18 protein-coding genes are annotated in these 20,682 nt (G+C 64.0%); 10 read left to right on the top strand and 8 right to left on the bottom strand.

Annotated features, from left to right (window positions below):
* Positions 1-130 precede the first annotated feature (130 nt).
* Entirely contained in the window at positions 131-835 is a 705-nt protein-coding gene (locus AB0305_RS16940; RefSeq protein WP_364134221.1) for a GntR family transcriptional regulator, read from the top strand.
* A 315-nt stretch (positions 836-1,150) separates the two neighbouring features.
* Here the strand turns inward: AB0305_RS16940 and AB0305_RS16935 are convergent, their stop codons facing one another.
* From AB0305_RS16935 to AB0305_RS16925, 3 genes are all read right to left on the bottom strand, one after another.
* Positions 1,151-2,377 carry a hypothetical protein gene (locus AB0305_RS16935; protein WP_364134218.1) on the bottom strand — a complete coding sequence of 409 codons (1,227 nt, stop codon included), beginning with the start codon at positions 2,375-2,377 and terminating at the stop codon, positions 1,151-1,153.
* A gap of 8 nt (positions 2,378-2,385) precedes the next feature.
* Entirely contained in the window at positions 2,386-5,793 is a 3,408-nt protein-coding gene (locus AB0305_RS16930; RefSeq protein ID WP_364134215.1) for an AAA domain-containing protein, read from the bottom strand.
* Positions 5,794-5,994: 201 nt separating this feature from the next.
* Complete coding sequence (locus tag AB0305_RS16925; RefSeq protein ID WP_364134212.1) at positions 5,995-6,636, bottom strand: GntR family transcriptional regulator; 642 nt, start codon at positions 6,634-6,636, stop codon at positions 5,995-5,997.
* Positions 6,637-6,776: 140 nt separating this feature from the next.
* On the opposite strand from AB0305_RS16925, the gene AB0305_RS16920 reads away from it, so the two are divergent.
* Entirely contained in the window at positions 6,777-7,508 is a 732-nt protein-coding gene (locus tag AB0305_RS16920) for an alpha/beta hydrolase (protein WP_364134209.1), read from the top strand.
* Positions 7,509-7,533: 25 nt separating this feature from the next.
* On the opposite strand, the gene tcuA is transcribed toward AB0305_RS16920, so the two are convergent.
* From tcuA to AB0305_RS16905, 3 genes are all read right to left on the bottom strand, one after another.
* The gene (gene tcuA / locus AB0305_RS16915) at positions 7,534-9,000 is read right to left on the bottom strand and encodes an FAD-dependent tricarballylate dehydrogenase TcuA (RefSeq protein WP_364134207.1); all 1,467 of its coding nucleotides are present in this window, start codon (positions 8,998-9,000) and stop codon (positions 7,534-7,536) included.
* 217 nt (positions 9,001-9,217) lie between these two features.
* On the bottom strand, positions 9,218-9,640 hold the full coding sequence (locus AB0305_RS16910) for a universal stress protein (protein WP_364134204.1): 423 nt from the start codon (positions 9,638-9,640) through the stop codon (positions 9,218-9,220).
* Between the two features lie 75 nt (positions 9,641-9,715).
* Positions 9,716-10,375 carry a GntR family transcriptional regulator gene (locus AB0305_RS16905; RefSeq protein WP_364134201.1) on the bottom strand — a complete coding sequence of 220 codons (660 nt, stop codon included), beginning with the start codon at positions 10,373-10,375 and terminating at the stop codon, positions 9,716-9,718.
* A gap of 312 nt (positions 10,376-10,687) precedes the next feature.
* Here AB0305_RS16905 and AB0305_RS16900 point away from each other — a divergent pair, with 312 nt between their 5' ends.
* The 5 genes from AB0305_RS16900 to AB0305_RS16880 all read left to right on the top strand — a co-directional run bounded on the left by AB0305_RS16900 (position 10,688) and on the right by AB0305_RS16880 (position 16,806).
* Positions 10,688-11,833, top strand: coding sequence for a PrpF domain-containing protein (locus AB0305_RS16900; protein WP_364134198.1), 1,146 nt, complete (start codon positions 10,688-10,690; stop codon positions 11,831-11,833).
* A 38-nt stretch (positions 11,834-11,871) separates the two neighbouring features.
* Complete coding sequence (locus AB0305_RS16895) at positions 11,872-12,969, top strand: ABC transporter ATP-binding protein (protein ID WP_290256298.1); 1,098 nt, start codon at positions 11,872-11,874, stop codon at positions 12,967-12,969.
* Positions 12,966-14,741, top strand: a complete 1,776-nt coding sequence (locus AB0305_RS16890; protein WP_364134194.1) for an iron ABC transporter permease — start codon at positions 12,966-12,968, stop codon at positions 14,739-14,741. Before AB0305_RS16895 ends, AB0305_RS16890 begins: the two co-directional genes overlap by 4 nt.
* A 37-nt stretch (positions 14,742-14,778) precedes the next feature.
* Positions 14,779-15,894 (top strand): extracellular solute-binding protein, encoded by a 1,116-nt coding sequence (locus tag AB0305_RS16885; protein ID WP_364134191.1) that lies wholly within the window; start codon positions 14,779-14,781, stop codon positions 15,892-15,894.
* Between the two features lie 189 nt (positions 15,895-16,083).
* Positions 16,084-16,806, top strand: coding sequence for a haloacid dehalogenase type II (locus AB0305_RS16880; RefSeq protein WP_364134188.1), 723 nt, complete (start codon positions 16,084-16,086; stop codon positions 16,804-16,806).
* 10 nt (positions 16,807-16,816) lie between these two features.
* Here AB0305_RS16880 and AB0305_RS16875 read toward each other — a convergent pair whose 3' ends face one another.
* Positions 16,817-17,281: a phage tail protein gene (locus tag AB0305_RS16875; RefSeq protein WP_364134185.1), complete on the bottom strand. Its 465-nt coding sequence runs from the start codon at positions 17,279-17,281 to the stop codon at positions 16,817-16,819.
* Between the two features lie 354 nt (positions 17,282-17,635).
* On the opposite strand from AB0305_RS16875, the gene AB0305_RS16870 reads away from it, so the two are divergent.
* The 3 genes from AB0305_RS16870 to AB0305_RS16860 are packed head-to-tail and all read left to right on the top strand — an operon-like array spanning position 17,636 to position 19,931.
* Positions 17,636-18,457 carry an amino acid ABC transporter substrate-binding protein gene (locus AB0305_RS16870; RefSeq protein ID WP_364134182.1) on the top strand — a complete coding sequence of 274 codons (822 nt, stop codon included), beginning with the start codon at positions 17,636-17,638 and terminating at the stop codon, positions 18,455-18,457.
* A 42-nt stretch (positions 18,458-18,499) separates the two neighbouring features.
* Positions 18,500-19,159, top strand: a complete 660-nt coding sequence (locus AB0305_RS16865; RefSeq protein ID WP_290256486.1) for an amino acid ABC transporter permease — start codon at positions 18,500-18,502, stop codon at positions 19,157-19,159.
* Complete coding sequence (locus AB0305_RS16860; protein WP_364134179.1) at positions 19,146-19,931, top strand: amino acid ABC transporter ATP-binding protein; 786 nt, start codon at positions 19,146-19,148, stop codon at positions 19,929-19,931. The genes AB0305_RS16865 and AB0305_RS16860 overlap by 14 nt, the downstream gene beginning before the upstream one ends.
* Here the strand turns inward: AB0305_RS16860 and AB0305_RS16855 are convergent.
* A partial coding sequence (locus AB0305_RS16855; protein ID WP_366173457.1) for an FtsW/RodA/SpoVE family cell cycle protein occupies positions 19,906-20,682 on the bottom strand: 777 nt, incomplete at its 5' end. The two genes, AB0305_RS16860 and AB0305_RS16855, sit on opposite strands and share 26 nt — an antisense overlap.

Below are 20,682 nucleotides of genomic sequence, written 5' to 3'. Positions count from 1 at the left end.
TTCTTCATCACTGCTCCAGCCGGTAGCATGTACCGTACATCATGCACGATTTGTTGCCAACGGTCTCCGTCACCTTCGCGACGGCTGTGTGTAATGTTTAGTGACCCGCCATAAACCAAGGGGATTCAGCATGAACGCCGTTCCAACTGAAGAAACAGACGAGCTCATTCCTGCGCGGCCGATGTTGGCGGATCAGGTCTTCGAGGCCGTCCTTTCCCTGTTGTTGGACGACAAGATTCCCACCGGGGCTCCACTGAGCATTGATGGCCTGGCCCGGCGTTTTAAGGTTTCTTCCACACCTGTGCGAGAGGCGCTGGTGCGTCTAGAGGGCACCGGAATGATCAAGCGTGAAGCCCTCCGTGGTTACAGGGTGGCCCCTGAGCCGACGGCGAAGGATGCCGCTTCACTCCTCACCACCAGACGGGTTCTGGAGCCGGCCTGTGCTGGCCTTGCCTGCTCGACTGCAGGAGTAAACCTGGTGTCTGATCTGGAGCGCGTTCACGCGGTTCTTGACCAGTCGCGCCATGGCGGGAGCACCTTTGCCGGCTACCGCTCCTACTGGCGCGCAGACGAAGAATTTCACCGGCTGATCGTGGAAGCAACGGACAATGAGTTCCTGATCAGGGCCTATGCTTCAGTCGAAGGCCACATCCAGCGCTTCCGCCTAATGGTTCAGAACGACCTCAGCGGGGACGACACTCAACTGGAGCACCAGGCCATCATCAAAGCGTTCAGGGCCGGAGACGCTGAGGCGGCTGAGGCGGCGATGGCTGCCCACATCGGCGGGATCAGCCGCCGCCTCCTAGGTCTTCCGAGATTCAACCCGGCGGGGTGAACGATTGGCCAGCTCACGGACAAAACGTCGATTATCGGTGCAAGAGTGGGGGAGGGGAAACAAGCCTATGGCACCGCAATTGTCCGGTTCCAAGCAAGTCATCTAAGGTTTTGTCGGGTCCCCTGGGCTTTGCGAAACGTCATGGGCCATCCCCTGCACTCAAGTCCCTACTGGCTTCGGTGCGACGTGACCATTCTTGCCGTCCAGGTCCTTTGTGGCCCTCACGCGGCAAGCCCGGTGAGAAGGAAGCGCGTCAGGTGGACGGCTAAGGCGGAAAGCAGATATCTTGCCGTGTCCGCTGGTGCGCAGTTCGAATCACGACAGCCGCAAGGCATTCTGAACTGTCTTACGGACAGCATCTCGTGAGCTGTAGTCTCGTGTTGGCTGAATTCTGTAAAGCCGAATTTCGGGAAGATGCTGGTGGTCGACTGCTTCGGGTATCCATGGCATTCGGATTTCGTCGAGGTAGATTCCATTCGCTACGGTGGCGTATTGGTCTACGTCCAGGACTCTGACTGCACCTTCGGATGCAAGAGGCCTGATGAGTTCTTGAAGTCCTTTAGGGATCAGATCTTCCCCTTCGGTTTTCAGAATGCCAATAAGCACGCTGCACCCTCGCGCAAGCTGATCTGTTAGCATTGTCAGCAATTGTCTCATGGCGGCGCAGTCGTTTAATTTCTCAATAACTATGATAATTTCTTTTGCATCTCGAAGAGATTTATAGAGCATTCCAGCATATTCGAAAGCTGTCAGTTCGCCGACGCCTTCGTTCGCAGGCATGGCCCCTGATTCCGAATATGTCGGTTCGACTTCAACTTTTAGAGACTTGAGGCCGCCACCCGCGAGAAAAGCCAAATCATGCTCCTCGCTAGGATCGTCGTCGATCAGGAATGCGGCCTCTAACGTCTGCCCGGACTTGTCTGCATAGAGTATAAGTTCAGCTTCGTAGTACTTACTGGCCCGGGAACGCAGATCTACAATGCCGAGGTAGTCGACTTCTACGTTTCGCTCGTTGGATCGACTGAGCAATGCCCGGAGGTCGCGAACCGTTACGTCGGGCCTCTCGATCCTCCTGGTTTGTGACGCGGGGATACGAGTCACTCCTCTGGCAACGGTATCCCTTCGATTTATTAGTCTCCCGGATCTGTAAGCAGCTACCTTCCAAGTCAATCGGTCGAAGCTCAAGTTCAGAGTCTCCACGCTCGGGGTGACTAAAGTAAGTTCGTCCGCGAGCATACGCCCAATGGGCGTGAGCCGGATCGCCGAGGAAGAACTTGTCGTGACATGACCTGAGACTGCCAACTCAGCGACGGTCTCTGAAATGACGCGATTTTCCAGGCCGGTCAGATGCGCGATTTCGTCAGTCGCTGTAAGGCCAGCGTCGACGGAGCGAAGGATGATCTCGTGCAGCAGGGCTATCTGTTTCTTCCTTTGAGCATTGACCACCAAGCGAAGCATCGTTACAGGAACTGCCACTTCGATCAGCGCAACTGGGGAGAGTCCGGGGCGGGCGTTCCGCAGTCGATTGTTGAGGTCATTCATACGGCCGATCATCCTATCTCCCTCACTTCGGCTGACTCAGGATTGCGCTGCATGTAGTTCGCAATCTTCTTAAGGGGACCCTCCGCTGATGTAGCAAAGTCGAGGTCTCCGACGATGATTAGCCCTAACCGTGAACGTGAGACTGCAACGTTGATGCGCCTCCAATACTTCTTTCCGATGAACCCAAAACGTCCATTCAGGTTGCTTCGGGTGACCGAAAAGAAGGTGATATCAGCTTCTCTACCTTGGACCGCATCAACAGATTCCACTGACACGTTGAAACTGTATTGACTCTTGACCAGTTCACGACGGATTGCTTCTAGCTGGCTGCGGTAAGGTGCGATAACCAACACTTCCAGTTGTTGATTTCCGGTTAACTGTACTAACCCTCTTTCCAGAGAGCGTTGTAAAACATTCAACAGTGCTGCGATTTCCAGAGCTTCCCGACGGTTAGCGTAGCTACGTTGAGCGGACTTATCTTCTTGTTCCAACCTATCTTTGCGAGAGCTGGTCGAAACCCAAAGCAGAGGCGACCAAAGATTAGACAAGTTAACTGATGGTGCCTGAGTTGCCGAGGTCAAATTGGAGTCGTAAAAGCACTCTGAAACAAGATCGCCGATTGCCTTTTGCATTCGAAATTGCTCGTTCAACTCGATAACGAGGGATTCAGGAAGAATTTCTGACAGAACGTCATAAAGTGTTTCGGATAGTTCCTGGGGTGTAGTGCCGAACTCCTCGAGGAGTTCCCGGTCCCTTGATGCTTCCTCTTCCATAGGAGGGAGCTGGCTCGGATCACCGACAAGAACTACACGTTGAGACCTCACGACGGGCACAAGGGCCTCGGTAGCAGTGGCTTTTGATGCTTCATCCACAATGCACAGATCGAACTCCAGGTCTTTGGCTGCAGCATGAGACAGGAACCCGAGGCAGGTCCCACCAATTACTGTGGCATCGGCAAGAAAGGTCGCCACAATAGAGGGATCTATGGGCATCCGCTGAAGCCAATCCGCCTGGAGTTCAACCAGTTTGAGCAGGTGCGCTCCTTCGGCAAAACCGGCAATCATCTCTTTGGATACCTGCCTGAGTTGGTCCGGGCCGTGACTTTCGTATGAAACCAAAGATCCTGGAAGTAGATGGTCTAGGTCGTTCCAAAGCTGCACCACCAAGCTCTCTTGGGCGGCAACGTCTACTGACTGGTCGCTCTGTACGGCCAAACCAGAATCTTCGGCGATCTCGTCAAGGATGGAGGTTACGTCCCGCTCTCGCTGGCGGGCAATTAGCTGACTGATAGCGGCGATCTGTTGGAGGATGAAAGCGGCACGAACCGTTGTGGCAGGCAGACCCACCTGTTCGGACAAATCCTCCAGATGTTTCTCCGATCGGCGACGCGCTTGTTGAACCCACTCATCGATCAGCGTATCCAGAAGTAGGCGGCGAGATTCTGGTGAGATGCGCTCGTCGTTAGGTTTGCCCAGTCGTACCACACGGTCTATGCCCAGCGATGCAATCCTCGCAAGCGCATTATCCACCGCTACGTGGGTTTGGCTGACGAGCAGTATCCGGCTTGTGGGTGATTTTCTCAGCTCTTGCGCCACAATTTCTGCAATCAAGCGCGTTTTGCCCGTGCCTGGGGGACCTTTCACCAGCATCACGGGATTGCCGGCAAGGGCGGTACCCACGGCACGCTGTTTCGCGGCGTCCAGGTGTTGGAACCATCCTCCTTCAGGGGTGACTGGAGGTAGGGGAGCCTGCTCAATACCATCCAGAATCTCCCCTAGGCAATCGTTCGTTGCAGAACCATGCTTGAGGGACGCCAGGGCATCCATTTGGCGTCTTAGCGAGACGAGTGTGGGGCCTAGATCTGGTTCGAGAACTCCTCTGCGATACCCCCGGAGGGGTTGCCCCGAACGACTTCTCAGAGTAGACGAATGATCGACATGACGAATCACCTCCACCCGCGTCCCTGACAGCGAATCGGAGGATGTCTTGAGTATCCACTCTGAGCCGACTAGGTCTTCCTCCACAGATTCGCAGAGGGCGACCGTCAGGTCACGCCCGTCATTTGCACCGTTGTCAAACCGAATATTCCGCCGTTTACGACGTTCGAACTCGACTATCACGTCAAGGGTTCTGGTCCAACGAGCGAGATGGGTCGCGAGACCGCCCAGCGAAGAAGCGTCTCGCGGTGACTCATTGTGGTCGCGCAAGTCCGTGAGGAATCCGGACAGCTGGGAGATCGCACGCTCCTTGTCGAGGGGGGTTCGGTCGGAGAAATCAACGTCGCTGGCGACCACCCTTCCGGAACGACGCAGCCACTCCAGAGCCTCCAGTTCATCGACGCTGACACCGGTTACCAGAAGAATGCCTTCTTTCGGCTTGGGACTGCACCGGTACAGACCCCGGTCGCCGGCGAGTTCCACCATAGGTGAACCATCGGGGCCCTCCCCGAGGCGGGCGACCGTTGCCGACGCCAGATCGTCGATGACAAATGAGGTCGACTGTCCCGGGTCAGGGAAGACTTCACTCAATGTGCGAATCGCGGACTTCGTGAGCACAAGGAATAGAAGCCGACGGGATGAATAAGACCTCGTCGAGTGGTCAAAAGCGTATTGCAGCTCCGATTCCATAATCGAGCAGTCTGCCTGTCTGGCCTCCGGGTCGACGTCGAGGGACTGTTCGAGCACGCTACGAACTGCGGACGGACAATCAAGAGAATCCAAGGCTGCCACGACTTCGGCGTGGTTCTCTATCTTTTTGTCGGAGGCGGCCACAACAAATGTAGCCGCCAGTGAATAAACGTCTCGAACGTAAGGCTGCTTGTCCACCAACTCTGGCGGCGCGAAAGGTGCAGTCCTCCAGGCTTGCAGTGTTAGTCCGGAGCTATTAGTCATCATGGTTTGTTTGCTGATGCTCATATCCGCGAGAAGCGGCACTCCGTCGGACGTCATAAGAATATTCAACGGTTTGATATCTCTGTGCTCTAAGCGGTGTCGATGGAGGTGTCCGACCGCCGAGGCCAAGGGTAGCAGGAGGGATCCAACGCTCTCGCGGGCATCCGCAAAGTTTCCGTCTTCGATCCACTCTTGGAGATTGCGTTCCACCCACGGCATTACAAGGTAGGGAGTTGAAGTGTCATCGATACCTGAGTTCAGCAATGGGACAATATTCTTATGGCGGGCCGTCTTGAGAACTTTCACTTCTCGTTGGAAGATGGACTCGGTCATTTCCGTCCCCCGTCCAACGATGAACTTGATGGCCACGGGGTCACCAGAGGTTAGGCTGACGGCTTTCCGCACGGAGGAATGACCGCCGTGCCGGGGCTTCTCGCCTTCCAGAACAAGATAAGCATTTGCGATAATTTCCGGTACCAACGTCCCGCCCCCTGAACTCGTATAGCATCTGTGGGAGCTATGCACCCTCACAGCAAACTGACCACGAGTCTAGACCAGTAAAGATTGAGGGTCTTACAGCGTTTCGGCGCCATGGTTTTCGGTCCTAGGGTGTTCACCCTTCGAGGCGATTCTTCTCGAAGGCCGCGGGGTGCTGCGCTACTGCCCCAGGCTGACGAAAGGTCCGTTATCGGCGCAGCGTACATGCCAGGTGAGGCTGACGAACTCTTACAGCCGCTGCGGGTCTTCGGCGTACATTTGCAGGCGGATATCCAGGGCTTCGGTCATGTGGCGGGCGGCGATGTCGCCAGCTGTGGTCGCTTCGCCGGCCTCGATCGCCGCGACCAGGGCTTCGTAGTCGGCCAGCACGGCGTCCCAGCGGCCCGGGTGGGTGAGGGTGGTCAGGGTGTAGCGGCGGACCTGCTGGTCCAGGCCGGTCAGCAGCCGCATCAGTGAAGGGCTGTGGGCGGCGGTCCAGATCAGGCCGTGGAACTCCCGGTTGGCCTCGGCCAGTGACGACCCGTCCGCCGGATCCAGCGCGCGCATGCTCTGGCACTTGGCCCGGAGCAGCCGGACATCCAGGTCCGTTCGCTTCCGGGCAGCCTTGGCCGCGGCGGCTTCCTCGAGCACGATCCGCGACTCGTAGATGTCCACGATTTCCTCGGCCGTGTGCGTCCGGACCGCCAGGATCTTGCCGCGGCGCTCCAGCAGGCCGTCCTGCTCCAGCCGCTGCAGCGCCTCGCGGACCGGGGTGCGGGAGGCGCCGTACCGCTCCGTCAGCTTGACCTCCGTAAGGGTCTCCTCCGGCGTGATTGCCGAACTCAGTATGTCCTCCCGCAGGCGGCTGTAGACCGACTTCTCCAACACCACGCACGCTCCTCACCAGGCCCGGAGCTGACGTCCACATGCCGTCATCCGGGTTCCCATCACCCAGATCGCAGTATACATTTGCATTCAATCGCGGCGCCGGAGCCCCGGCGGCCGCACCCGGCCCCACCGAAGGAGCGACCGTGCCCGCCGAGATCCTGCTGGTCCACGGAAGCATGCTCGGCGCCTGGTGCTGGGAAGGCGCCATCGCCGAACTTGCCGCCCTCGGCACGAAGGCCGAAGCTTTCGACCTTCCCGGCCACGGGGATGACGCCACCCCGCGCGGCTTTGTGACCGTGGCAGGTTACGTGGCCGCCGTCGTCGAGCGCTTGGACGCCGCCCCGGAGCCGGTGGTCCTCGCCGGGCACAGCATGGCCGGGTACCCGATCGCCGCCGCGGCCCTGCAACGCCCGGACAAGGTGCGGCACCTGGTCTACTTCAGCGCCCAGGCCCGCAAGCCCGGGCAGTCCTGGGCGGACACCCTGGACCCCGCAATCAGCGAGACCTACGAGCGGGAGGCCGCGGAGCGCGGGGACGGCAGCTACGTGGTCCCCGCCGAGGTGGTGGCCACCCGCTGGCTGTCCTCGCTGGACCCGGGAGACCAACAGGTCGAGGCGATCCGTTCCCGCCTCACCCCGCAGCCCGCCGGGCCGCTCTTCGAACCATGGGCCCTGCCCGCCGGCTCCCTGGACGGCGTTCCCGTGACCTACATCTGGCCCGAGGAGGACCGGCAGAACACCGAGCGGCGGATGCGGATGTCCCTGTCCAACCTGCCGGCCGCCACCCGGCTGGTCACCATAAGCGGTGACCACTGCGCCATGCTGACCGACCCCGCGGGCACCGCGGCCGCCCTCCACGCCGTCGTCGCCGGGTAGCGAAGCACAAGGAGTCGGATAGGCATTAGGCGACGGAGCCGGCCCGCCGGCCGAACACCGCGCCGGCCGCCAGTCCGCTGCCGCCCGGGTAGTTGCCGCTGAAGAGCCCGCCGAGGGCCTCGCCGCAGGCCAGCAGGCCCGGGATGGGCGCGCCGTCGTTATCCAGCACCCGGCCATAGGTGTCCGTCTTCAGTCCGCCGAACGTGAACGTCACGCCGCAGGTGACGGGGAAGGCGTAGTAGGGGGCCGTCTCGAGCGCCAGCGCCCAGTTGCTCTTGGGCGGCACCACGGCGGCCGCGCGGCCATCCTTGACGTTCGGATCGAACGCGCGGCCGGTGTCGATCCCGGCGTTGAACTCGGCCACGGTGCGTTCCAGTCCCGCCGGGTCGATGCCCGCCCGCTCGGCCAGGGTGGCCAGGTCATCGGCCTCGATCACCGAGACGCCGGGCATCTGGTACTCCTCGGCGCGGAGCATGGGCCGGGTGGTGGCGTCGAAGAGCTGGTACGCCACGGCGCCGGGCTGCTGCAGGATGTCCTTGCCGTAGCGGGCGTACGTGTAGTTGCGGAAGTCCGCGCCTTCGTCCACGAACCGCGCGCCCTCACGGTTCACCACGATCCCCAGCGGGTAGCCGCCGCGGGTGAGCTGGTTGGTCAGCTCATAGTTGCTCTCATTCTCCGCGAACCCCGCATCCCAGGCGACGCTGTGGCAGGTGGACCAGTCCCCGCCCTGCGCCGCGCCCGCGTCCAGGGCAGCGCGGATCATCTCGCCGGTGTTCCCCGGGGTGCCGCGGACCTTCGCGTTCTGCCAGCCCTCGCCCAGGTAGCGCTGCCGCATTTCCGGATTCGCCTCGAAGCCGCCCGCGGCCAGGATCACCGACTCTGCCCGCACCTCCCCGGTGCCGCCGTCGGCGTCGTTGAACCGCACGCCGGCCACGCGCCCGTCCTCGACAATCAGCCCGGTGACGGCGTGGCCGTAGCGTACGTCAACGCCGGCGCGCGCGGCCGCCGCGGCGTGGTCCGCCATGAGGCCCTTGCCGCCGCCGACGTTGCCGATGTGCAGGCCGCCCCAGAACAGGTACGACCCGTCCGGCTGGCTGTACGCCTGGCGCTCGTACATCAACCGGTACTTCAGCCCCTGCCGCTGCAGCCAGCGCAGCGTGCCGTGGCTCTCTTCCACCAGCACCCGGGACAGCTCCGGATCGTTCCGGCCGCCGGAGACCTTCGCCAGGTCCGCGAGGTAGTCCTCCTGCGTGTACGGCGGCACCTCAGTGACGGCGTGCCGCTCATCGGGTTCGACGACGTCGGCCAGGTCTTCCAGCCCGCTGTGCGGAATGCGGGTGGCGCCGGCCGTGTAGTAGCTGTTGCCGCCGGCGCGGTCCTTCTCCGACTTCTCCAGCAGCAGCACGGAGCGGCCGTTTTCCGCCGCGGCCAGTGCCGCCGCAAAACCGGCGTTGCCGCCGCCCACCACCAGAACGTCCACGTTCTCCACCATTGTCCAGACTCCTATCTCATTGTTTGAATACGAATGTATACAACAGAATGCAATCCGACAAGAGGTGGTCCACAGTGTTGCGGGGGAGCGGCGTTAGAAGCACGGAACGCAGCAGGGAGCCCGGCCGCGGTCTGGATTTCTCCAGTCCGGCCGGACTCCCTGCTTGATGCGCTGCGCCCGTGAGGGGCGCGCTTGGTCGGTTCTAGTTGGCGTTGCTCTAGTTCGTCTTGGCGATGAAGACGTCGCACGGCGCGTTGTGGGCCACCGTGTTGGCCACGCTGCCCAGGACGCGGCCCAGGCCCTGCATGCGCCGGTTGCCCACCACGATCACCTTCGCCTCGAGGCGCTCGGCCTCGCTGATAAGCACCTCGTGCGGCTTGCCGCGCGCCGCGGTGTAGGTGGTGCTGACGCCGGAGGCGCCGAGCAGGGCCGCCACGCGCTGGGCCACCTTGTGGGCCTGCTCCGAGTCGGAGACGGTCCAGTCCTCGCCCGCGATCTCCACCACCTCGGTCTTGTCGCTGGCGTACGCGGTGACCACGTTGAGTGTGGCGCCCATGGCCTGGGCCAGGTCCGCCGCGGTGCGCGCTGCCTTCATGGCTGTTTCTGATCCGTCGACGCCGACGATGACAATGCCTGACACTGGTCGATCTCCTTCGTTAGTTCCTCATGGCTGTGCTCCCAGTGCCCCGCGGGCACCGGGTGACGTGCGTGGGTCTTACGGCGCAGGGATCTCCTGGGCGTCGATGTACATCTCGATGCGGATGTTCTTGGCCACTTCCAGGTGGGCGCTGGCGATCTTGCCGGCGCGTTCGGCGTCCCGGTCCCGGATGGCGGCGACGAGTTCCTCGTGTTCCTTCAGCACCTGGCTCCAACGGGCCGGCGTGGACAGCGTGGTGCCGGGGTAGCGGATGAAGTGCACCAGGATGCGGTCCAGCAAATCCAGCAATGCCGCACTGTGGCTCGCGGCCCAGATGCGTTCGTGGAAGGCGCGGTTCACGGCGGCCAGCTGCGCCGCGGTGGCCTCCTCGAACTTCAGGTCCACCATGCTCTGGTGGGCGCGCTCGATCAGCATGAGGTCCATGTCCGTGTGGCGCAGCGCGGCCGTCTTCGCCGCGGCCTCCTCCAGGAAGGAGCGCACCTCGTAGAGGTCCAGCATCTCCTCGGGCCGGTACTCCCGGACCTGCATGCGTGAGCCGATCCGCTCCACCAGGCCCTCGGTTTCCAGCCGGCGCAGGGCCTCGCGGATGGGGGTGCGGGAGACGTTGTACTTCTTGGCCAGGGCGGTCTCCACCAGCTGGGCCTTGGGCGGGAGCTCCTGGGCAATGATCGCGTTGCGGATCATCAGGTACGGGCTCATCAGGGCCGGATTGCTCATCGCTGGTCTCTTCCTCGTGGCAGCAACGGTGTGAACATCAGGCGGGCCTGATGCAACTCACCATACAGTCGAAGGCCATTTTAACACACGGTATACAGCTGGCCCTTTTCGTGAACAGCAAGCCCAGATGACAGCGAGACGGCCGTCACATTTCGGTAACGAGTGTGTGCCAATGCACATTTTTGTTGCTCGCTTCTTGCAAACGGTATACATTCGACCAAAAGCGAGGACAGTTTCTTAAAACTGTACCGAAAGTGCTTCAAAGATCGACCGGTACCAACGACGGTACGCAGGCACCATTGAGGAGACACGATGACCAGCCCCACCGGCACGGTCCAACTGGGGGAATCGGACTCCCCGCGAACGTCAGTTATTCAGGTCCCGGCCGCTCTGGTCCGCGGCGGGACGAGCAAGTGCTGGATTTTCCGCCAGAGCGACCTGCCGGCGGACACCGCCGACATTGAACGCCTGCTGATCCGTACCTTCGGCTCCCCGGACCTCCGCCAGATCGACGGCGTCGGCGGCGCGTCCTCCACCACCAGCAAGGCGATCATCGTGGACGACCTCGGCTCGGCGGACGGCGTGGTGAACTACCGCTTCGCGCAGGTGGCCATCGATACGCCCTCCGTGGAGTGGGACAGCAACTGCGGCAACTGCGCCACCGGCCTGGGCCTGTACGCTCTGCACGCCCGGCTGGTGCCGCCGGCCGACGGCGTCTCCCGAGTCACGATCGTCAACACGGTCACGGGGCTGAGCCTGGTCTGCGAGGTCCCAACCCCCGGCGGCGAGGTCCCCACCTACGGCTCACGGCAGATCCCGGGCCAGTACTACCCGGGCGTCCCCGTGGACATCATCTTCGAGAGCAGCAGCTGGACCAGCTTCGAGACGGAAATGCCCACCGGCCACGCCGTCGACGAGGTCACCGTCCAGGGCCGCACCTTCCACGCCACGCTGATCGATGCCGGCGCCCCGGCGGCGATCTTCGATCCGCGGGACTTCGGCTTCACCGGCAGTGAAGACGCGGAGGAGCTGGAGGAACTGGTGGCCCTGGCGCCGGAGCTGCGGGCCGCCGCCGCCAAGGTCATGGGCATCCCCAGCCACCTGACCTCCATCCCGAAGGTGGGCATCGTGGGCCCGCCGCCGGCGGGGGAGACCGGCGTCTCCGCGCGGATGATCTCGATGGGCGCCCTGCACCCGGCGATCGGACTCACCAGCGCCGTCGCCATCGCCGCCGCCTCCGGGCGCGCCGGCTCCATCGTCGCCAACGCCGCCGTCGGCACCTCCGGTAACTCCGGCACAGCCGACAACACAGACCACGACGGCGGCGACACCCTGGCGATCCACCTCCTCAACGGCGCCACCAGGACAGCCCTGGACGCGCCCGTTCCCAGCAAGGTCGCCTTCCAGCGGTCGGCCCGGGTCATCAGCGAAGGAACCGTGCTCGTCCCCGGCGACTGACCGGGCGGCAGGCAAACCACCATTCACAAGGACGTGTCATGAAAATCAGCATCCAGAATCTGCAGCTCAAATACGGCGACTTCGTCGCCATCGAAAACCTCAACCTCGAGATCGGCGACGGCGAGGCCCTGGTCCTGCTGGGGCAGTCCGGCTGCGGCAAGACCAGCACCATGCGCTGCCTCGCCGGACTGGAGGAGCCCAGCTCGGGCCGGATCATCATCGACGACGTCGTGGTGTTCGACTCGGAAAAGGGCATCAACCTGCCGCCGAACAAGCGCAACGTGGGCATGGTCTTCCAGTCCTACGCCGTCTGGCCGCACATGACCGTCTTCCAGAACGTGGCCTACTCCCTCAAGCTGCAGAAGCTCTCCAAGTCCGAAACCCGGGACCGGGTGATGGAGGTCCTGACCCTGGTGGGCCTGGAGAAGTTCGCCGACCGGGGCGCCAGCCTGCTCAGCGGCGGGCAGATGCAGCGCGTGGCCCTGGCCCGCAGCCTGGTGATGCGCCCCAGCGTCCTGATGCTCGACGAACCGCTCTCCAACCTGGACGCCCGGCTCCGTGACCGGCTCCGCGTGGAACTCCGTGAGATCCAGCTCCGCCTGGGCCTGACCTGTGTCTACGTCACCCACGACCAGCACGAGGCGTTCGCCCTGGCGGACCGGATCGCGCTGCTGCAGGGCGGCAAGATCGTCCAGATCGGCGGCCCCCGCGAGATGTACGAGACCCCCGCCAGCGCCTCGATCGCGCACTTCCTGGGCGTCTCCAATGTCATGGACTGCGAGTCGGTGCCCGCCCCGGACGGCTCCGCCACCGCCAAGGTGACCGACCACGGCCTCACCATCCACTCCGCCCAGCGCGCCGCCACGGCCCCGCAGCAGATGAAGGTCTGCATGCGGGCCGAGGACCTGCAGCTGTCCGCCCAGCCCACCGCGGCCGCCAACGCCTGGAAGGGCAAGGTCCGGGTGGCCGGTTTCCAGGGCAACGACGTCCGCTACGCCGTGGAGCTCGACGGCGGCCTGGAACTGGACGCGCTGGGCACCATCAAGCGCGGCGAACAGCACGAGGTGGGCGACTCCGTCTGGGTCAGCATCGATCCCGCCCAGGTCCAGATCCTCCCGGCGGAGGTGCTGGTATGAGCCTCAAGACCCCGCTGGCGGACCCCGCCGTCGCGGCTTCCCCCGTCCCCGCGTCCTCCCGCGGCACCAAGGCCCTCGGGAACCTGCGCAAGAGCACCCCCGCCATGATCATCATCGCGATCCTGTCCGTCCTGGTGCTCCTGCCGCTGGCCCTGGTGCTGCTCGCGGCGTTCTCCGACGCCGTGCCCCGGCCCGGCAACATCTCCCTGGGCGGCCTGACCCTGGACAACCTGATGCTCCTGGCCAGTCCGGAGGCCCTCGGCGCGCTGGGGAACTCGCTCATGGTGGGTGCCGGATCCGCCGTCGTCGCCCTGGTGATCGGCGCGTTCCTGGCGTTCGTCTGCGCCCGCACCGACGCGCCGATGCGCAAGTTCATTTTCTTCATCGGCATGGCCCCCATGTTCATCCCCGCCCTGGTGGGTGCGCTGGCCTGGTCGCTGCTGTCCTCCCCGAGCGCCGGCTACCTGAACATCCTGCTCCGCGACCTCGGCATCGACTTCGTCATCAACATCTACAGCCTGCCGGGCCTGATCTTCGTCCTCGGGATCTTCTACGCCCCGTACGCGTTCCTGCTGATGCACAGCTCGCTGTCGATGATGAACGCCGACCTCGAAGAGGCCGCCACCGTCCACGGCGCCACCCTGAAGACCATGCTCCGCACCGTCACCCTGCCACTGGCCCTGCCGGCCGTGCTGGGCTCGGCCATCCTGGTCTTCGCCCTGACCATGGAGAACTTCCCGGTGGCCCAGGTGATCGGCAACCCCGCCGGCATCGACACCCTGCCCACCTACATCTACCGCCTGATGAGCGCGACGCCGGCCAAGAGCAACCAGGCCGCCAGCATCGCGATCGTCCTCACCGCGGCCCTGCTGATCATCACCGTGATCCAGCAGCGCATCATCAACAAGCGCAAATTCACCACCGTCACCGGCAAGGGCAACCGGCCCCGCCAGGTGCCGCTGCGGAAGCTGCGCTGGCCGTTCACCATCATCGCCCTGGCGTACTTCGCCGTCGCCGTCGTCCTGCCGATGCTCGCGCTGCTGGCCGCCTCCATGCAGGCCACCCCGTTCGTCGCCTCCATCTCCCAGCTCTTCGAGACCGGGGCCATGAGCTTCGCGAAGCTGGCCGACGTCCTGGCCTCGCACGACTTCCAGCTGGCGCTGCGCAACAGCGTGATGGTGGCGCTGCTGGCCGCGATCGCCGGCACCACGCTCAGCTTCATCGCCTCCTACGTCCGCTACCGGACCAAGACCCGCGGCGGCCAGCTGATCGAACTGATCGCCATGACCCCGCTGGCGGTCCCCGCGATCGTCATGGGCATCGGCCTGCTCTGGACCTGGCTGCTGCTGCCGGTCCCGGTCTACGGCACCCTGCTGATCCTGGCGATCGCCTGCGTGGCCGTGTTCCTGCCGCAGGGCTACCGGGGCATCTCGGCGTCGATGCTGCAGATGGACCAGGACCTGGAGGACAGCGCCGTCATGCTCGGCGCCCGCCGCTCCAAGGCGATCGTGAACGTGACCCTGCCGCTGATGCGGGTGGGCATCACGTCCTCCTTCCTGCTCTTCCTGATGCTCTCGATGCGTGAACTGAGCGCCTCGATCTTCCTGTTCACCTCGAACACCCGGATCCTCTCGATCCTGGTCTTCGACAACTTCGACAACGGCCAGAGCCAGTCGGCCGCGGCCGTCAGCGTCCTGTACATCGTCGTGATCGCGGTGCTGGCGGTGATCGCCCAGAAGGTGGGCGCCGACCGCAAGCTCGAGACCAAATAACGCTTCCCGCACCACACCATTTGAAAGGGTCTAAACAATGAAGTTAGCGTCCAAAATCCCCCTGCTCGGCCTCGGCGTCGTCCTCTCCCTGAGCATGGCTGCCTGCGGCGGCGCCGCCGCGAGCAACAGCGTGGTCACCGCCACGGCAGAGGTCAAGACCGACGACGGGCTGGTGATCAACGGCGAGAACATCGCGGACAAGGCCACCTACGACAAGGCCAAGACCCAGACCCTGAGCCTCTACTCCGGCTACACCGAGTCCTCCGAGAGCGCCCTGGTGGCCGCCTTCACCAAGGACACCGGTATTAAGGTCAACGTGGTCCGCCTGACCCCGAACAAACTGGCCGAGCGCGTCCAGTCCGAACAGGGCGCCGGCAAGCTGGGCGCCGATGTCATCCGCACCTCCGACTACCGGATCGCCAAGACCCTGGAGGACGCGAAGGTCTGGAAGGCCTACGACGTGCCGGGCGCCTCGCAGTTCAAGGACGTCTCGGTGGACGGCGGGCAGTTCACCCGCATGTTCAACTCCGTCTACACGCTGGGCTACAACACCCAGCTGGTCAAGGAAGCGGACGCCCCGAAGTCCTGGGCCGACGCCGTCAGCGGCAAGTGGCAGGGCAAGCTGGGCATCGTCCAGGGCGGCTCCGGCGGCAGCACCGCCTCGCTGAACCGCTTCATGGAGTCGAAGCTGGGCGCCGATTACTTTGCCAAGTACGCCGCGCAGAAGCCCACCATCTACGACTCCCTGGGCGCCGAGGCCACCGCGCTGGCCCGCGGCGAGGTGGCGGTGGGAACCGTGACCATCAGCGGCACCAACATCTCCGCCGTGCAGGACAAGGCTCCCGTGAAGTTCATCGTCCCGGACGAGGGCCTGGTGGCGTATGACTACTACCTGGGCATGGCCGGGTCCGCTACGAACGTTGAGGCTGCCAAGGTCTTCATGAACTACAACCTGTCCAAGCAGGGCCAGAAGGTTTTCGCACAGCTGGGCGAATACCCGGCCCGCACCGACGTTGAGCCGCCCACCATCATGGGCATCAAGCTGCCGGCCGCCGACTCCGGCAAGGTCTACCGCATGGCCAACACCGACGCGATCAGCTTCGGCAAGGACGACCTGGCCAAGTGGAACAAGGTCTTCGGCTACAGCAAGTAACCCGCAAGCTGCCCGGGCCTTCACCGGCCCGGGCAACGAACCGCAGTGGGGCGGCGAATGATGGTCACCGGGACCATCGCCTATTCGCAACGTGCGCCGCCCCGCTGCGGCTTCTTTATGCCCTTTTGCTATCCGCTAGGCTCGGCACATCTGAGCCCCGGCCAACGCCGTCCCGTCCGTGAAGGAGCAATGATGCCCCGCGAGCACTACAAAGCCGTTCTCTTCGATGTCCAGGGCACCCTCACGGACTTCCGGACCACCCTGCTGGACCACGGCCGGTCCGTCCTGGGCAGCAGGGCCGCGGCGCTCGACTGGCCGCCGGTGGTGGACGAGTGGCGGGCGGTCTACCGGACCATGGTGGCGGAGCTCTCCGAGGCGGGGGAGTGGCGGTCGGTCCGGTCCATCTATGCCGACGGGCTGGCGGACATCGTTCGACGACGTGGGCTCGGCGATGTGGTGACGGCCGACGAGATCGCTCCCCTCACGGACGGGTGGGAGCAGTTGCGTCCCTGGCCGGACGCGGCCGCAGGACTGCAGCGGTTACGGCGGTCGCACCTCGTGGCCGCCCTGTCCAACGCCGACCTCTCCGCCGTCATCTCAACCTCACGAACCTGCGGCTTCGACTGGGACGCCGTCTTTTCCGCGCAGCAGTTCCGCGCCTTCAAACCGCACGAGTCAACCTACCTGGGTGCGGCGGGACTGCTGGGAGTGGACCCGGCAGAGATCCTCATGGTGGCCTCCCACCGCTATGACCTGGACGCCGCCGCGGCACTGGGCCTGGGGACGGCCTTCGTCTCCCGGCCAGACGAATACGGGCCAGACGGGCACGCGGACCAGGCGTCCGACGGCGACTACGACGTCGTCGTGGAATCGATCGAGGACCTCGCCGGGACGCTCGGGGCCCGAGGCTAATTAGCGCCCGTTAGTACTCGCCCTTGATCACGAAGTACGAGCCGCGGATGGTGCCGGCCAGCTTGGACTTCTGCCGGGCGAACTTGAACTTGTCCGCCAGTTCCTCCGGAACCTCCATGCCGTCCGAGAGCTTGAACCCGACGGCCCGCTTGCCGCCGTCCTCGATGCTGTACATGACGTTGATGGACAGGCCCGACTCGTAGAACACGTAGTCCATCCGCAGCCCGTCCACCTCGAAGCTGGTGGCCTCCAGCGGCCGGGACCCGATGACCAGGTCCCGCTCCTCCTTGAGGATCCGGGCGACCCGGTCCACGGTGTCCTGAGCCTCCCCGGCGGGGCTGACCGTGAAGGCGTGGCCGTACTTGGTGTTGTAGTAGCGGGCCTCGTTGGCGCGCAGCCCGGCCAGTGCCTCCGCCACCGGGGAGGACTCGAGCCCTGCGGTGGACACGTCCTTGAAGTCGACGACGTACGGCATGGGGTTCCTCCCGGGTTTGTCCTGTAGTGGGACTAGGGTAGCGCCGCCTGGTACCCGCGCGGCAACCCGGTCCGGCTCACCTTCCGAAGTGCCGCTGAAGCAACTGAAGGCGTTCGCAGCTGCGCCGAAGCGCGGCCAGCTCCCGCCGGGCGTACCGGGATATCGGCGTAGCAGTGGCCCGGCCGAGGGGTCGCAGGTACCGCGAAACCAACCTCACGGCAACCCATGCGCCGCACGGCGTCACAAGCCGTCACCGGGGCTCTTCCGTCCTCCGCAGGTCTTGCTATCGTCGCAGGTACGAAGCCGGCCATTTGCCTAAGATAGCTGCCCCCGGCGCCTGGACGAAGGACCACCATGAAGCGCACACGAATTTCTCTCATCGGTCTGATCGCAGCTGCGGGGCTGGCGTTGGCCGGCTGCGGGTCTGCCTCCACGACCCCCGCAGGTTCGGCGCCGGCGGGCGGCGCTGACACCTCGTTGAGTGACGTCAAGAACGCCGGCGTCCTCAAGGTCGGCACCGAGGGCACGTACAAGCCCTTTACCTTCCACGCCAACGGCAACGGTGAGCTGACCGGCTACGACGTCGAGATCATCACCGCCGTCGCCGGCAAGCTTGGCGTCAAGCCGGAGTTCCAGGAGACGCAGTTCGACGCGATCTTCGCCGGCCTCGAAGCCAAGCGGTTCGACGTCGTCGCGAACCAGGTTTCGATCACGGACGAGCGCAAGGCAAAGTACGAATTCTCGACCCCGTATACGGTGAGCACCGGCGTCATCGTCACCAAGTCGGACAATTCCAGCATCACCTCCTTCGACGGGCTCAAGGGCAAAACCACGGCCCAGTCGCTGACCAGCAACTGGTACAAGCTGGCCCAGCAGAGCGGCGCCAACGTGCAGTCGGTGGAGGGTTGGGCGCAGGCGATCACCCTGCTGAAGCAGGGCCGCGTCGACGCGACCATCAACGACAAGCTGACCTACCTGGATCAGCAGAAGACGGCCAAGGACGACGGCATCAAGATCGCGGCCGAGACCACCGATAAGTCCCTGAGCGCGTTCGCCTTCCGCAAGGGCTCCAGCAGCCTCACCGAAGCCGTCAACAAGGCCCTGTCCGAGCTCCAGGCCGACGGGACCCTGACGAAGATCTCACAGAAGTACTTCGACGCCGACGTCACCAAGTAACGGCATGGGTACCCTCGGCGTAGATCGGGTCAGGCCATGACTGTGAACTGGGAGCTGGTCTGGAGTTCGCTCGGACCGATCCTCATGGGCGCCGTCACCGGAACAATCCCGGTGGCGCTGGCCTCGTTCGGCCTGGGCCTGGTGCTGGCCCTGCTGGTCGCCTTGATGAGGCTCAGCCGCAACGTGGTCCTCTCATCGATCGCCCGCGTCTACATTTCAGTGATCCGCGGGACCCCGCTGCTGGTCCAGCTCTTCGTCATTTTCTACGGACTGCCGTCCGTCGGCATCACCATCAGTCCCTGGCCCAGCGCAATCATCGCCTTCTCCCTCAACGTGGGCGGCTACGCGGCGGAGGTCATCCGGGCTGCCATCCTGTCCGTGCCGAAGGGGCAGTGGGAGGCCGGTCACACGATCGGCATGTCCCGCCGGCAGGCCCTGGTGCGGATCATCCTGCCGCAGGCGGCAAGGGTCTCGGTCCCGCCCCTGTCCAATACCTTCATCAGCCTGATCAAAGACACCTCCCTGGCGTCGTTGATCCTGGTGACTGAGCTGTTCCGGCAGGCGCAGCAGGTGGCGGCCTTCAGCCAGGAGTTCATGCTGCTGTACCTGGAAGCCGCCGTGATCTACTGGGTCATCTGCCTTGTCCTCGCCGGCGGACAGTCGGCCCTCGAGAAGAGATTGGACCGCTATGTCGCCCACTGAATCCGCACGCCCGGACGACGGCGCCCTCCTGGCGGTCCGCGGACTCCGCAAAGCCTTCGGCCAGCAGGAGGTGCTGAAATCCATTGACCTCACCGTGCGCCGCGGTGAAGTTGTCACGCTGATTGGGCCCTCCGGGTCGGGGAAGACCACCGTGCTGCGCTCCCTCAACGGCCTGGAAATCCCCGACGCCGGGGTCGTGGAGTTCGCCGGTGGTTTGAGCGTGGATTTCTCCGCCCCTGTTTCCAAGAAACAGCTGGCGGCGGTGCGGGATCGAAGCGCGATGGTGTTTCAGCATTACAACCTCTTCCCGCACAAGACCACCCTTGAAAACGTGATCGAGGGCCCGGTCCAGGTTCAGAAGAAGCCCAAGGCCCAAGCGGTTCAGGAGGCGCGGGAACTCCTTGCCCGCGTCGGGCTCGCGGACAAGGAAAACAGCTACCCCTTTGAGCTGTCGGGCGGCCAGCAGCAGCGGGTCGGCATTGTCCGCGCCCTGGCCCTCCGCCCGCAGCTGCTGTTGTTTGACGAGCCGACGTCGGCCCTGGACCCGGAACTGGTCGGCGACGTCCTGACGGTCATCAAGGAACTGGCGGACGAGGGATGGACCATGGTGGTGGTCACCCACGAACTCGCCTTCGCCCGGGAAGTTGCCGACGAGGTGATCTTCATGGAGGGCGGCGTCGTCGTGGAACGGGGACACCCCGACACGGTGCTGCGGGATCCCCGCGAGGAACGCACCCGGCAGTTCGTTAACCGGCTCCTGAACCCGTTTTAGGCCCGGCCGGAGACCGGGTGACGGCGAGGATCATGCCGATGCCGGCGAGGGAGGACACCATCGCGGAACCGCCGTAGGAGATGAACGGCAGCGGCACGCCGATCACCGGGAGCAGGCCGCTGACCATGGCGATGTTGATGACGGCCTGGCCGATGATCCAGGTGACGACACTGCAGGAGAGCGCCCGGGCGAAGGTCCCCTCGGTCCGGGCGATGGTCTTGAAGATGGCGACGGCGAGCACGGCGAAAAGTGCCAGCACCAGCAGGGTGCCGGCGAATCCGAGTTCCTCACCCAGGATGGTGAAGATGAAGTCGTTGTGCGCCTCCGGGATCCAATTCCACTTTTGCCGGCTCTGGCCCAGCCCGGTGCCGAACCAGCTCCCGGAGGCCAGGGCGTACTGGCCGTTCAGCGCCTGATACCCGAGGCCCTGGGAATCGTCGGCGGAGCCGCCGCCCAGCCAGGAGGAGATCCGCCCCATGCGGTTGCCGCTGGTGGCGGCGAGGATCAGCGCCGCGAAGGCGGAGATAGACCCCGTCACCGAGATCACCTTCATGGGCACCCCGCCGTAGAACAGCGTGGCAGCCAGGATGAGCATGACGATCATGGTGGTGCCGAGGTCGTGGCCCAGCGCGACGAGTCCCATAATGATGCCTCCGACGGGCAGCAGGGGGACGACGGCGTGTTTCCACTGGCCGAGGAGCTTCTGCTTGCGGGTCAGGATGTCGGCGGCCCAGACGATGAGGGCGAGCTT

The organism is Arthrobacter sp. NPDC080086 (assembly GCF_040702285.1).
The sequence above is the reverse complement of the archived record's forward strand: the minus strand, read 5'-3'. Positions and strand labels throughout refer to the sequence as shown.

Coding starts and splice junctions, on each gene's coding strand:
- AB0305_RS16940 (WP_364134221.1), top strand. CDS start 131: ATGAACGCCGTTCCAACTGAAGAAACAGACGAGCTCATTCCTGCGCGG.
- AB0305_RS16935 (WP_364134218.1), bottom strand. CDS start 2,377: ATGAATGACCTCAACAATCGACTGCGGAACGCCCGCCCCGGACTCTCC.
- tcuA (WP_364134207.1), bottom strand. CDS start 9,000: ATGGTGGAGAACGTGGACGTTCTGGTGGTGGGCGGCGGCAACGCCGGT.
- AB0305_RS16905 (WP_364134201.1), bottom strand. CDS start 10,375: ATGAGCAATCCGGCCCTGATGAGCCCGTACCTGATGATCCGCAACGCG.
- AB0305_RS16900 (WP_364134198.1), top strand. CDS start 10,688: ATGACCAGCCCCACCGGCACGGTCCAACTGGGGGAATCGGACTCCCCG.
- AB0305_RS16895 (WP_290256298.1), top strand. CDS start 11,872: ATGAAAATCAGCATCCAGAATCTGCAGCTCAAATACGGCGACTTCGTC.
- AB0305_RS16890 (WP_364134194.1), top strand. CDS start 12,966: ATGAGCCTCAAGACCCCGCTGGCGGACCCCGCCGTCGCGGCTTCCCCC.
- AB0305_RS16885 (WP_364134191.1), top strand. CDS start 14,779: ATGAAGTTAGCGTCCAAAATCCCCCTGCTCGGCCTCGGCGTCGTCCTC.
- AB0305_RS16880 (WP_364134188.1), top strand. CDS start 16,084: ATGATGCCCCGCGAGCACTACAAAGCCGTTCTCTTCGATGTCCAGGGC.
- AB0305_RS16875 (WP_364134185.1), bottom strand. CDS start 17,281: ATGCCGTACGTCGTCGACTTCAAGGACGTGTCCACCGCAGGGCTCGAG.
- AB0305_RS16870 (WP_364134182.1), top strand. CDS start 17,636: ATGAAGCGCACACGAATTTCTCTCATCGGTCTGATCGCAGCTGCGGGG.
- AB0305_RS16860 (WP_364134179.1), top strand. CDS start 19,146: ATGTCGCCCACTGAATCCGCACGCCCGGACGACGGCGCCCTCCTGGCG.